Genomic DNA, 11843 nt, shown 5'->3' on the forward strand with positions numbered 1-11843 from the left:
GCGGGGCAGCCTCTCCTCCCAGGGTCTCAGCCGCGGAAACCGTCCCGCAGCGCTTCGAACCTCGCCAGCTGCTCCGGGCGCAACTCCTTGTTCTCGTCACGGCGGACAAAAATCTTGAACATGGCGCTGCCGGCGGCGTTCATGAACCAGACGGAACAGGAGCGGCGGCCATGGAAGCCGCGATCGACGAAGGTGATGCCGGCACAATTGTCCTTCTTGATGTGACCGCCGATGGGGCTGTCCCCATGGATGTTGAACCAGCCGTGGCTTTCGTTGCCTTCCGGCAGGTGGCCCGGCACTTCGAACACGATGTCGCCGGTTTGCACGATCATCAGGACCTCACCCCAGCCGCGCATCTCGTTCCAGATCGTGTCGAACCGGTCGGCGGCAGCGGAAACGGCGGCGCCTTGCGGCAGGATCGCCAGAATTTCGGCTGGCGTCACCTCGGCCTTGGCGGCGATGGCCTCCACGACGCCGTCAGGCTTTTCGGCGAGTGCAGCGGCGGCGCGGGCCCGCCTCTCGTCGTCGGTCTTTTGGGCTGCAATGCTCATCGGGCGGCCTCAGGCCGCAATCGAACGGCGTTCGCCATTCTTGTCTTCATGGATGATGACGTCGAAACCTTCGAAATGCGGGCCGGAAAGATATTCAACCTTGCCACGGTTTTCGCCGGCCTTGGCATGGGCGGCGCGGAACTGTTCGGATTTCGTCCAGGCAAGGAAATCGTCCTTGGTGGCCCAGACGGTGTGCGAGGCATAAAGCGTGTGGTCGTCCGCCTTCGGGCCTTTCAGCATGTGAAATTCGATATAGCCCGGCAATTCGCTGAGGTGCGATTTGCGCTCGCGCCAGATGGATTCGAAGGTTTCCTCATAACCCGGCACCACGCGAAAGCGGTTCATTGCGATAAACATGAAAGTCTCCCTTTAAGTTTCCAGTTTGAGTCAGGATATCCAGCCGAGGGGAGGTTGGGAAGGGGGTCACGACAAAGCAAACAAAAATACTCCACTTATCGATTGCGCCGTCCATAAACATGTGCAAAGAACTCAAGATTAAGTGACGCGGGCAAAGCCGTGCCGGGTCGTATTTCAGGATAGCGCCATGTTGAATTCCCGCCTTCGTTCCTTCGTTTTCGCCGCCCTCGTGCCCGTCGCAATCGCCTTTGCAGCGCCGGCTGCCATGGCTTCGGACAAAGGTAATCCGGAGGCGAAGCGCATCGTTGCGGTGGGCGGCACGGTGACGGAAATCCTTTATGCGCTGGGTGCGCAGGACCGTATCGTGGCGCGTGACAGCACCAGCAGCTACCCGGCTGACGCCTTGACCAAGCCTGACATCGGTTACATGCGGGCGCTTTCTTCGGAGGGCATCCTGTCGCAGAAGCCCGATCTCATCCTCTCTGAAGACGGTTCCGGCCCGGCCGATGTCATCGCCATCCTGAAGGCAAGCGCCGTGCCTTTCGTCACCGTCGATACGCCGCCGAGCGGTAATGCCATCCCCAAAAAGATCGAGGATGTCGGCGCGGCCGTGGGGCTGTCGGACAGGGCGAAGGCACTGGCAGCCGAGACCAAAGCCGGGCTCGATGCGCTCGCCAAAGATGTTTCGGCTGTGCCGGAAAAGGGCAAAAAGCGCGTTCTCTTCGTGCTTTCCACGGCTGGCGGCCGCATCATGGCGGCGGGCAAGGATACTGAAGCGGCGGCGATCATCGAAATGGCAGGCGGCATCAATGCGGCGCAGGAGATCACGGGTTATAAACCACTGACGGACGAGGCGGTCATTGCCGCAGCACCCGATGTGGTGCTGACCATGGCGCGCGGCGACCATGCCGCCAAGGCAGAAGAGATTTTCGCGTTGCCGGCCTTCCAGTCCACGCCTGCCGCCGCAAGCAAGGCGCTCATCAGCATGGATGGGCTTTATCTCATCGGTTTTGGCCCGCGCACGCCCGCTGCGGGCCGCGAGCTGGCTGCTAAGCTCTATCCCGACGTGGTGAAGCCGTGAGCCTTGCCGCCTTGAGTTCCGCTGAAGGCAGGGTTGCGGGCGACAGATCCCGCCAGGGGGTCGTCACCCTTGCCGTGCTCGTCGGCATCCTGCTGTTTGCCTGTGGCGTGTCGCTGGTCAGCGGACCCACGGGTGTCGGCATGTCCGAACTCTGGGCTTATTTCACGGGCGGCGCGGATCAACTCGATGCGCGCGACAGGGTCATTCTCGAGGCGGTGCGCCTGCCGCGTACGGCGCTCGGCATGTTGATCGGCGCGGGACTTGCCGTTTCGGGGGCGATGATGCAGGGCCTGTTCCGCAATCCGCTGGCCGATCCCGGCATTGTCGGCGTCACCTCGGGTGCGGCGCTGTTTGCGGTTGCGGCGATTTCGCTGGGGGAAGGCGCGCTCGCCACGGTTGCCGTGTTTTTCGGCCCGCATTTCCTGCCGCTCATGGCGTTTTTCGGCGGGCTGTTGAATACTTGGGTGCTTTACCTGATCGCCACCAAGGACGGCGCGACCTCCACCACCACGCTCATTCTCGCCGGCATTGCGGTTGCGGCGATCAGCGGCGCGCTGACCGGGCTGATGATCTTCGTGGCGGATGACCGGGCGCTGCGCGACATCACCTTCTGGTCGCTCGGGTCGCTCGGCGGGGCCACGCCCGCCAAGGTGCTCGCCACCCTGCCATTCATCATTGTCGTTCTCGCCATCATTCCCTTCGTTGCGCGCGGGCTCGATGCGCTCATTCTCGGCGATGCCGCCGCCTTCCACATGGGCATTCCGGTGCAGCGGCTGAAACGGATCGTCATTCTCGCCGTTGCCGCCGCCTGCGGCGCAAGCGTGGCGGCGGCCGGTTCCATCGGTTTTGTCGGTATCGTCGTGCCGCATCTGCTTCGCCTCGCCATCGGTCCGTCGCACCGCTTCCTGCTGCCGGCCTCCGCACTTGGCGGGGCGGCACTTCTGCTTCTGGCCGATAGTTTCGCCCGCACCGTTGCGTCACCGGCGGAACTGCCCATCGGCGTCGTCACGGCGCTCATCGGCGCGCCGGTCTTCCTGTTCCTGCTCTTGGGACGCGGCGGGTTTTCCATGCGGAACATGTCATGATCCGGGCTGAAAACATCACCCTCATCCGCTCCGGCCGCAGGCTTCTCGATGCGGTCAGCGTCGATCTGAAGCCCGGCAAGGTCAATGTCATCATCGGCCCCAACGGTGCTGGCAAATCCACGCTGATGAAGGTTCTCTCGGGCGAGATGCGCCCTGAGGCCGGGTCGGTGACCTATAACGATGTCGATCTGCCGGCCTTCACACCGCTCCAGCTTGCCCGTCTCAGGGCCGTACTGCCGCAGAGCACCCAGCTGGCGTTTCCTTTCACGGCGCTCGAAATCGTGCGCATGGGAGCGGTTGCACAGGGGGCTCGTACGCCGGAGGAACAGGCCCGCCGGGCGCTCGCCAAGGCCGGGCTGCGCGGTTTTGAGCAGCGGTCCTACAACCTGCTCTCCGGCGGCGAGCAGCAGCGGGTGCAGTTTGCCCGGGCGCTGGCACAGGTGCCGAACCCGATGGAAAACGGCGAGGCGCGGGCGCTCTTTCTCGACGAGCCCACCGCAAGTCTCGATATCGGCCACCAGATCGCCGTGCTGGAAACGGCGCGTGACTTTGCAAGCGGCGGCGGGCTGGTGCTCGCCATTCTGCACGACCTCAATCTTGCGGCGGAATTTGCCGATCAACTCATCGTCATGCATGGCGGCCGCGTGACGGCGAGCGGCCCCTCGCTGGAAACGATCAGCGACGAGACGATTGCGCGTGTCTATGGCATCGGCGGTGTCGTCGGCCGGTTGCCGGCGCGGCATATTCCTTACGTGCTGCCGCAGTCGCGCCACCGTTAAGGGCCTGTCCTTCGCTTCAGCTTTCCGGACGGGTGGCGATGAAGAGCGCGGAACCCAGCATGACGACGGCGACGATTGTCGCCCGCAGCGGCGGCGGCTCGCTGAGAAACCAGAAGGCGGCGTAACTGACGGACATGGCAGAAAGTGCTGCGACCTTGGCATTGCGGGCAATTGCGCCGCGTTCACGCCAGCGCCGCAGCGAAGGGCCGAATCGGGGGTGGGCCAGAAGCCACGCTTCGAGTTTTGGCGAGGAGCGGGAAAAACACCAGAGCGCCAGAAGCAGGAACGGCGTGGTGGGCAAAACGGGAAGAAACGCGCCGACAATGCCGGTCGCGACCATCACCCAGCCAAGACAGAGGTATAAAAGGCGCATGCCTAGCCGGTATCATGAGTTCGTCACTCAGGATAGAGCGGCGGGCTCAAAACCATGCGGTCCCGTTGCCGCATGCCCCGGCCACACCACAAAAAATCAGGGGTTTCCGCTATCACATTTGCCGTGATCTGGCCGCTAGGTCCTGTCGCAGACCGCCTTTAGGGTTGAAAGCGTGACGCTCAATCCTTATTCCCTTGGGCCGCGATGCACGGAGCATAACCGGGCCGTCAACAGGAAGAAGAAGGAAAACACCATGGCCAAGCTGATCCACTCGATGGTCCGGGTGCTGGACGAAAAGCGTTCGGTGGAATTTTACAGGCAGGCTTTCGACCTTGAGATCGCGGAACGCGCCGAGTTCGAGAATTTCACGTTGATCTATCTCAGCAATGCCGAGGGTGATTTCGAACTGGAACTGACCGTCAATCGCGGCCGCGAAGTGCCCTATGCGCTGGGCGACGGTTACGGCCACCTTGCCGTCAGCGTTGCCGATGTGGACGCCGAACACCAACGTTTCATCGACATGGGGCTTTCTCCGGGCAAGATCATCGAAGCCGATTATAAGGGCCAGCCCTTCGCGAAATACTTTTTCATCTGCGATCCGGACGGTTACAAGATCGAAGTGCTGCAGCGCGGCAACCGGTTCAAATAAGCTCGGATGGAGACAGGCATGGCAGAGGCAGGCGTGAAACTCGAGGATAGCTGGAAGCGCGTTCTTTCCGGTGAATTCGCCAGCCCCTATATGCTCAAGCTGAAGGAGTTCCTGCTTGCCGAAAAGACCGCCGGCAAGCGCATCTTCCCGAAGGGCGCGGACTATTTCCGGGCGCTGGATCTCACGCCTCTCGATGAGGTCAAGGTCGTCATTTTAGGCCAGGACCCCTATCACGGGCTCGGCCAAGCGCATGGGCTGTGCTTTTCGGTCCAGCCCGGCGTGCGCATTCCGCCCTCGCTCGTCAATATCTACAAGGAATTGCAGAACGATCTCGGCATTCGCCCGGTCGGTCACGGCTTTCTGGAAAGCTGGGCGAAACAGGGCGTGCTTTTGCTCAACAGCGTGCTGACGGTGGAAGAGGCCCGCGCCGCCTCGCATCAGGGGCAGGGCTGGGAAAAATTCACCGACGCCGTCATCCGCGCCGTCAACGATGAATGCGACCCTGTCGTCTTTCTGCTCTGGGGCTCCTATGCCCAGAAGAAGGCGGCCTTCGTGGACCAGCGCAAGCACCTCGTGCTGCGCTCGCCGCATCCGTCTCCGCTTTCGGCCCATAATGGCTTTTTCGGCAATGGCCATTTTTCCAAGGCAAACGCCTTTCTCCTCTCCCATGGCCGCCAGCCGATCGACTGGCAATTGCCGGAAACGGTGGGAAGCGACAAAAACCTTCTCTAGACACTCATAAAATACCTTTACGCTTCGCGGTTGTCGGGATTAAAGATAACCGGACTATGAAGTGAAGGATTATGCCCGTGTCTCTCCTGTCTGCCGAAACCTCCGTCTCGCTGTCCGATCCGCTGTCGATCGTCGATGCTTTCGAGGATCATTTTTCCGAGCATATGGAGATGGAACGCGAAGGTGCGACGGTGCGGTTCAAGACCGAATATGGCCATGGCAGCTTCAGCGCCGAGAGCGGCCGTTTCGCCGCAAGGGTCAGCTGCATTTCCGAACATATATTGATGTCGGTAAAGGCGATGGTGGCCGAGCATATCGTCGAATTCTCCGGCGAGACGGGGCTGGATTTCCGCTGGAGCGGCCATGGCGCCGAGCAGCGTGAACTGCCCAATCTTTTCGTCGGCAAGGTTGCCCGCGCCTATAATCTGACGCCGCATATGCGCCGGCTGGTGGTTTCCGTCGAAAGCGGCATCGAAAAGCTGCTGACCGGCGGCATGCATGTGCGCCTGCTTCTGGTGCCGGATCAGGCCCGTGCGCCGGTCTGGCCTTATCTTGCGCCCACCGGGGCGATCGTCTGGCCGGCGGGCGACGATCTTCTCACACGGCGTGTTTACACCATTCGTTCCGGGGATATCGCGCGCGGTGAAGTCGATATCGACTTCGTCATGCATGAGGGTGAGAACATGCCGGGCGCGACCTTCGGCGCGACGGCGAAGCCCGGCGATGTTCTCGGCATTATCGGCCCGAGCGGTGTTTGCCCGGAAGCCGAGCGTTATGTCTTTGCCGGTGACGAAACGGCGCTGCCGGTGATGCTGCGCATGGCGGCCGAAATGCCGGCCGGGAAAAAGCTCAGCGTCTATGCCGAAATCGATGACGAAGCCGAGCGGCAGGAGATCGTCTGCGCGGCAAATGTCGAGTGGACATGGCTTTATCGCCGCGGCAAGCCCGCCGGCACCGCCGGCCTCATCGAAAAGGCGCTGCGCGACCATGGCTGGAGCGCGGATCATGACGGTCTGCATGTCTTTGTCGCCTGCGAAAAATCCGAGGCGAGGGCGGCAAAATCCTTCCTCACCGACGAGATAGCTTTCCCGAAAGCATCGCTGCGCGCCGTCGGTTACTGGACTTTGGGCGCTGCCGACGATCATTGAGGCTGCCTTATCGGGCTCGTTGAACAGTCGAATTTATCGTTCATCATTCGGGAACAATCCGTTCCCGTTGCCCACTCTATGCGCAAGAGCGCTCTTACCCCATCTTTACCCCATGAACAGGGCAGGCCCCAACCGTGAGGCCCGCCAGGCAAAAGGGGTTTATCATGCTCAACCAGATCAAGGGCCTGCACCACGTCACGTCCATGGCGGCGAGCGCGCGCCAGAACAACAATTTTTTCACCGATACGCTCGGCCTGCGCCGGGTGAAGAAGACGGTCAATTTCGACGCGCCTGACGTCTATCATCTCTATTATGGCGATGAGGTCGGCACGCCCGGCTCGGTCATGACCTACTTTCCGTTCCCGCACATCGCCCGTGGCCGTCCCGGCACCGGTGAGGTGGGCACGACGCTGTTTTCCGTCCCGGAAGGATCGCTCGGCTACTGGCAGGATCGTCTTTCGAAGGCCGGCGTGGACGGCCTGAAGGGTGATGAAGCCTTCGGCAACAAGCGCCTGCATTTCGCAGGTCCCGATGGCGACGGTTTCGCGCTGGTCGAGGTCAGGGACGACAACCGTGCGCAATGGATCGGCAACGGTGTCGGCGCGGATCAGGCGATCCATGGTTTTCAGGGTGCGTCGCTGCGCCTTCGCGATGAAGGTGCGACGGCCGAGCTTTTGAAATTCATGGGCTATCAGGAAGTGGATCGTCAGGATGGCGTACTGCGCCTCGGCATTCCCGGCGGCAACGGCGCCGACTTCATCGACATCGAGACCATGCCGAATATTTCTGGCGCGCGGCTGGGTGCGGGGTCTGTGCACCACATCGCCTTTGCGGTCGAAAACCGTGAAAAGCAGCTGGAGGTGCGCAAGGCGCTGATGGATACCGGTTATCAGGTGACGCCGGTGATCGACCGCGATTATTTCTGGGCGATCTATTTCCGCACGCCAGGCGGTGTGCTGTTCGAAGTGGCCACCAACGAACCCGGTTTCGACCGCGACGAGGACACCGCCCATCTCGGCGAGACGCTGAAACTGCCGACCCAGCACGCGCATCTGCGCTCCGTGCTGGAAGAGCAGCTGGAACCGCTTGGGGATGAAAAGACGGTTTAATTGTCAGGGACTTGGCCGCCCGTTTCTTCTCCCCGCCGGGGAGAAGGTGGCCCGAAGGGTCGGATGAGGGGGCACCGTTGCCGTATCTCACCGCCCTTGCCCCCTCATCCCGCTGCTGCGGACTTCTCCCCGGCCGGGAGAAGAAACAGGCGGCAGCCGCTCGCTCCCCATGATTGCTCCGCTTGGCTGAAGAAGCCGCGTGTATCGTTGAACCTTCTTCCTTCCAGAAAGGATACTCCCATGACCAAGGATAGTTATTTCCACAAATCCCGCGCCGGCACTGCGGATGCTCCACTTTTCGTTTTGCTGCACGGCACCGGCGGCGATGAAAACCAGTTCTTCGATTTCGGCTCGCGCCTGCTGCCTGAGGCGACCATTCTCTCACCCGTCGGCGATGTCTCCGAACACGGTGCGGCGCGGTTTTTCCGGCGCACGGGAGAGGGCGTCTACGACATGGCCGACCTTCAACGGGCGACCGTCAAGATGGCGGATTTCATCAAGGCGAACCGGGAGCATTACCAGGCGGGTCCGGTCATCGGCCTCGGTTTTTCCAATGGTGCGAATATTCTCGCCAATGTGCTGATCGAAGAACCCGGACTTTTCGATGCGGCGGTGCTGATGCATCCGCTCATCCCGTTCGAGCCGAAGATTTCTCCCGCCAAGGCCTCGCGCCGGGTGCTGATTACGGCCGGCGAGCGCGATCCTATCTGCCCGGTGCCGCTGACGAAGGCGCTGGAACAGAGCCTCAAGGCACAGGGCGGCACGGTGGAAACCGTATGGCATCCGGGCGGGCATGAAATCCGCGCCGGCGAGATCGATGCGGTCAGGGGTTTTCTGGCGGCTTATGGGGAATAGGCGTGTGGCTGCACAGGCGTTCTCCGTCTGGCGCGACCATTCCGGCACCATGCCGCTCCCGACAAAACGTCATCCTCGGGCTTGACCCGAGGATCCACCGCCCGGCGTGACCATGGATCCTCGGGTCAAGCCCGAGGATGACGGAGGTGGTTGCTACTCCGTCCCTTGTTCTCAAGTGAACTTGTCTAGTCTCGCCTCAGCGATATCCGCATTGCTGCAACTGCGCCTCGTAACGCATCGCCATGTTGGCGGAGCGGCGGGCGGCCTTTTGGACCGCGGAATTGTTGCGCCAGCTGCCCTTCGCATAACCGGCATGGCCGGAATAATAAGCGAGGTAGAGATTATAGGGGTCGTTCAGCGCAATGCCGTTTTCGCGCCGGCTCTTGGCGTGATACCAGCCGACGAAATGGATGGCATCGGTGAAATCGGTGCGGCTTGCCGACCAGCGGCCGGTTTCGCGCTGGTAAACGCTCCATGTGCCGTCCAGCGCCTGTGCATAACCATAGGCGCTCGACTGGCGTTTCCAGGGAATGAAGCCCAAGAGTTTGGTGCGCGGCGGCCGTGCATAGGGGCGGAAGGCGGATTCGGTGTAGATCGTCGCCATCATGACCGGCACGGGCACGCCGAATTCGCGCTCGGCCGCCTTGGCATCACGCCGCCAGTTGTTGAAGATGCCGTTCCGCTGCTCGAAAATCGCACAGGCATTGGTGACCTGCGACGGTGCGGTGGCGCAGCCGGCCAGGACGAGCATCAGAAAAACAACGGCAGATACGCCACGCATAACGGAACCCTTTCGTTCCGTTATTCTTAAATTGCTAACCATTAACGTCGGGTTTTAAGACAAGGTTAATTCAAATGCCTGACATCGCGCGGCCGTTAACCCGCTGAAAATTCCTGTGGCGGGGATGGGGCAAAACCAGCCGCGCATCGTCGCTTCCTGTCATCTTTCGACTTTTTTCTTCCCCGTGCATCCCCGGTGTCTATCTGCGCGGTAGGCTTGTCTCCATACCGGTCATCAAACGTGCGCGCGGCGCGAGATGGGCGGGGCAGGCGGCCGAGACTGGGGAGTTTCCCAATGTCACGGTTGAGGTGGCCGGCATGTGACCTCCTTCCAAACAGGAACCGGTTTGGCGGGTGCGTTACAGGTTAAAATATCGGAGCCGGGCCGCATCGTCTGCAAACCCTCCAATACCAATCCATGCCCCGCAGCGATGCGGCCCTTTCTCTCCCGCCACGTTGCCGCGACTGTCGCGGCGACGGCATCGGCGCATGTCTGAAAATGTGCTCGGTGTCCCAAAAATCAAAACCGATAAAATTGTAGCAATCGGCTTAAAGCGCCTGAAAACAGTGCTGTGCCATTGTGGGATCACAGACGGAGAGCGGCCCTTGCAAGAGGCGCTCCACAAAACAGAAATCGAGACCGGCACAAGCCGGCGGATCGCAAACGGGGTATGAAATGCTGAAGAAGATTATTGCTGCCGCCATCTGCGGGATTGCCGTTGCTTCCATGTCCAACCATGCCGACGCTGCTGGCGCTGCCGGTTTTGCCCGCGGTTTCGCCGCCGTCGAGAAGTCCGCCGTGACGCAGATCGGTGTTTCCGCGCCTGATGGTTTCGACGGCTGCGTTCTTTCAGCCGGCCAGTGCGTCTCTGCCATCGCTGCGCCGCTGACGGTCGAGCGCCGTGAGGAACTGCTGCGCGTCAACCGCGACGTGAACGCCACAATGGGCGCGCTCGACGATTATGTCTCCGGTTTTGCAACCGATGTTCCGGCAACGCCGTCTTTGAGCCTTGGCGATTGCGGTGATTGCGCCGCCATCAAGCGCACGGCCCTTGCCGGCGCCGGCTGGTCCTCCAGCGCGCTGCGCCTCGCCTTTTCGCTGAACAATGACGGATCGCTCGAAAAAGTGCTGATCGTTACCACCGACAAGGGCGATATCGTCCTTGGCAACGCCGTCTTTTCTCCGGCAGAGCGCGAAACCGCGCTTTGACCTCTGGTTCGAGCATCGGAAACAGTTTGCGATCCGATGCTCCATTCTTTCATGCCTGCCAGACTGCGCCGGTGTTCCTGACCCTGTTGGTTCAGGAAGCCGGCGATTTTTTTCGTTCTGCGACGGCAATGCCCGCCAGCGCCATGATGAGTGCGGCTATCTGATAGGTGTGCAGCGTTTCGCTGAGCACGAAGACGGACAGCAGCGTGCCGAAGACAGGCACAAGGTTGATGAAGAGGCCGGCGCGGTTGGCGCCGATCTGTTCCACGCCCTTGATGTACAGGATCTGCGCGACGAGTGAGGCAAAAATGCCGGCATAGACCACCAGCACCCAACCCTTCTGATCCGGCCAGACGACGCTGTTGCGGGAGATTTCCCAGAAGACCAGCGGCACCGAGGTGAGGAGCGCGAAGAAGGCGGGGATGGCCATCAGCGTGCGCCAGTCGACGGCCGGTTTCCAGCGCAGAATGACGGTGTAGATCGCATAAACAAGCACGGCGAGCAGCATGACGGCGTCGCCGACATTCATTTCCAGTTGCAGCAGTGAGACCGGATCGCCATGCGAGGCGAGCAGCGCCACACCGGCGATGGTGAGGCAGAAGCCGGCGATCTGGCCGAACAGCACGCGGGTGCGGAACAGTATGAAGTTCAGGACGAAGATGACCATGGGAATGCCGGCCTGGATGACGGCGGCATTGATGGCCGAGGTGTGTTGCAGGGCCGTGTAGAGAAACACGTTAAAGGCGGTATAACCGACACTGCCGAGCACGAAGAAATAGGGCAGGCGCTGTTTCACCACCGGCCAGTCCTTGATGAGTTGCGGCACGGAAATGGCGAAGATGATGGCGACGGCGAAGACCCAGCGCAGGAAGGTGAAGGCCATGGGGCTGATGTGGCCGACGGCCAGCTTTCCGGCAACGGTGTTGCCGCCCCAGCAGAGCGTGGCGATGATGAGGGCGATATAGGCTTTCGAAGGCACGCTGATGTTTCGCTTCTTCAATGGGTGGGAAAACGGAGAGGGGTGGATGGCGGCCTTGCGCCCGCGCTTGGCCCCCACGGGGCGAGATAATGCGGGAAATCCGCGTCTTGTCACGGAAAAAGCAAAATTCTCCATAAGAAACAGGGTCGCTTTCC

At 61.3% G+C, this 11843-nt stretch carries 14 protein-coding genes; 9 read left to right on the forward strand and 5 right to left on the reverse strand.

Going from position 1 to position 11843, the window contains the following annotated elements; genetic code table 11:
- Positions 1–26: 26 nt before the first annotated feature.
- A complete protein-coding gene (hutX, locus tag PL597_RS18425) occupies positions 27–551 on the reverse strand; it encodes a heme utilization cystosolic carrier protein HutX (protein WP_142913610.1) in 525 nt (174 codons plus the stop codon).
- A gap of 9 nt (positions 552–560) precedes the next feature.
- Positions 561–908 carry an antibiotic biosynthesis monooxygenase family protein gene (locus tag PL597_RS18430; protein WP_003522597.1) on the reverse strand — a complete coding sequence of 116 codons (348 nt, stop codon included), beginning with the start codon at positions 906–908 and terminating at the stop codon, positions 561–563.
- Between the two features lie 187 nt (positions 909–1095).
- On the opposite strand from PL597_RS18430, the gene PL597_RS18435 reads away from it, so the two are divergent.
- The 3 genes from PL597_RS18435 to PL597_RS18445 are packed head-to-tail and all read left to right on the forward strand — an operon-like array spanning position 1096 to position 3853.
- Positions 1096–1989, forward strand: a complete 894-nt coding sequence (locus PL597_RS18435) for a heme/hemin ABC transporter substrate-binding protein (RefSeq protein ID WP_269824504.1) — start codon at positions 1096–1098, stop codon at positions 1987–1989.
- Positions 1986–3074: a FecCD family ABC transporter permease gene (locus tag PL597_RS18440; RefSeq protein WP_077981395.1), complete on the forward strand. Its 1089-nt coding sequence runs from the start codon at positions 1986–1988 to the stop codon at positions 3072–3074. Before PL597_RS18435 ends, PL597_RS18440 begins: the two co-directional genes overlap by 4 nt.
- Entirely contained in the window at positions 3071–3853 is a 783-nt protein-coding gene (locus PL597_RS18445) for a heme ABC transporter ATP-binding protein (RefSeq protein ID WP_137410876.1), read from the forward strand. The genes PL597_RS18440 and PL597_RS18445 overlap by 4 nt, the downstream gene beginning before the upstream one ends.
- A gap of 16 nt (positions 3854–3869) precedes the next feature.
- On the opposite strand, the gene PL597_RS18450 is transcribed toward PL597_RS18445, so the two are convergent.
- Positions 3870–4226 carry a YbaN family protein gene (locus tag PL597_RS18450; RefSeq protein WP_077981397.1) on the reverse strand — a complete coding sequence of 119 codons (357 nt, stop codon included), beginning with the start codon at positions 4224–4226 and terminating at the stop codon, positions 3870–3872.
- A gap of 253 nt (positions 4227–4479) precedes the next feature.
- Here PL597_RS18450 and PL597_RS18455 point away from each other — a divergent pair, with 253 nt between their 5' ends.
- From PL597_RS18455 to PL597_RS18475, 5 genes are all read left to right on the forward strand, one after another.
- Positions 4480–4875, forward strand: coding sequence for a VOC family protein (locus PL597_RS18455; protein ID WP_077981600.1), 396 nt, complete (start codon positions 4480–4482; stop codon positions 4873–4875).
- 18 nt (positions 4876–4893) lie between these two features.
- Positions 4894–5607: a uracil-DNA glycosylase gene (gene ung, locus PL597_RS18460; protein ID WP_269835133.1), complete on the forward strand. Its 714-nt coding sequence runs from the start codon at positions 4894–4896 to the stop codon at positions 5605–5607.
- A gap of 71 nt (positions 5608–5678) precedes the next feature.
- On the forward strand, positions 5679–6755 hold the full coding sequence (locus PL597_RS18465) for a DUF2218 domain-containing protein (protein WP_271365919.1): 1077 nt from the start codon (positions 5679–5681) through the stop codon (positions 6753–6755).
- A 164-nt stretch (positions 6756–6919) separates the two neighbouring features.
- On the forward strand, positions 6920–7864 hold the full coding sequence (locus PL597_RS18470; protein ID WP_271365920.1) for a VOC family protein: 945 nt from the start codon (positions 6920–6922) through the stop codon (positions 7862–7864).
- A 240-nt stretch (positions 7865–8104) separates the two neighbouring features.
- Entirely contained in the window at positions 8105–8719 is a 615-nt protein-coding gene (locus PL597_RS18475) for an alpha/beta hydrolase (protein ID WP_137410873.1), read from the forward strand.
- 196 nt (positions 8720–8915) lie between these two features.
- Here PL597_RS18475 and PL597_RS18480 read toward each other — a convergent pair whose 3' ends face one another.
- Positions 8916–9500: a transglycosylase SLT domain-containing protein gene (locus tag PL597_RS18480; protein ID WP_077981401.1), complete on the reverse strand. Its 585-nt coding sequence runs from the start codon at positions 9498–9500 to the stop codon at positions 8916–8918.
- A gap of 675 nt (positions 9501–10175) precedes the next feature.
- Here PL597_RS18480 and PL597_RS18485 point away from each other — a divergent pair.
- Entirely contained in the window at positions 10176–10709 is a 534-nt protein-coding gene (locus PL597_RS18485) for a transglutaminase-like cysteine peptidase (RefSeq protein WP_077981403.1), read from the forward strand.
- 91 nt (positions 10710–10800) lie between these two features.
- Here PL597_RS18485 and PL597_RS18490 read toward each other — a convergent pair whose 3' ends face one another.
- Positions 10801–11688 (reverse strand): DMT family transporter, encoded by an 888-nt coding sequence (locus tag PL597_RS18490; protein WP_162520557.1) that lies wholly within the window; start codon positions 11686–11688, stop codon positions 10801–10803.
- Positions 11689–11843: the final 155 nt, after the last annotated feature.

The organism is Agrobacterium sp. ST15.13.013, assembly GCF_027956525.1.
Lineage (GTDB): Bacteria > Pseudomonadota > Alphaproteobacteria > Rhizobiales > Rhizobiaceae > Agrobacterium > Agrobacterium salinitolerans.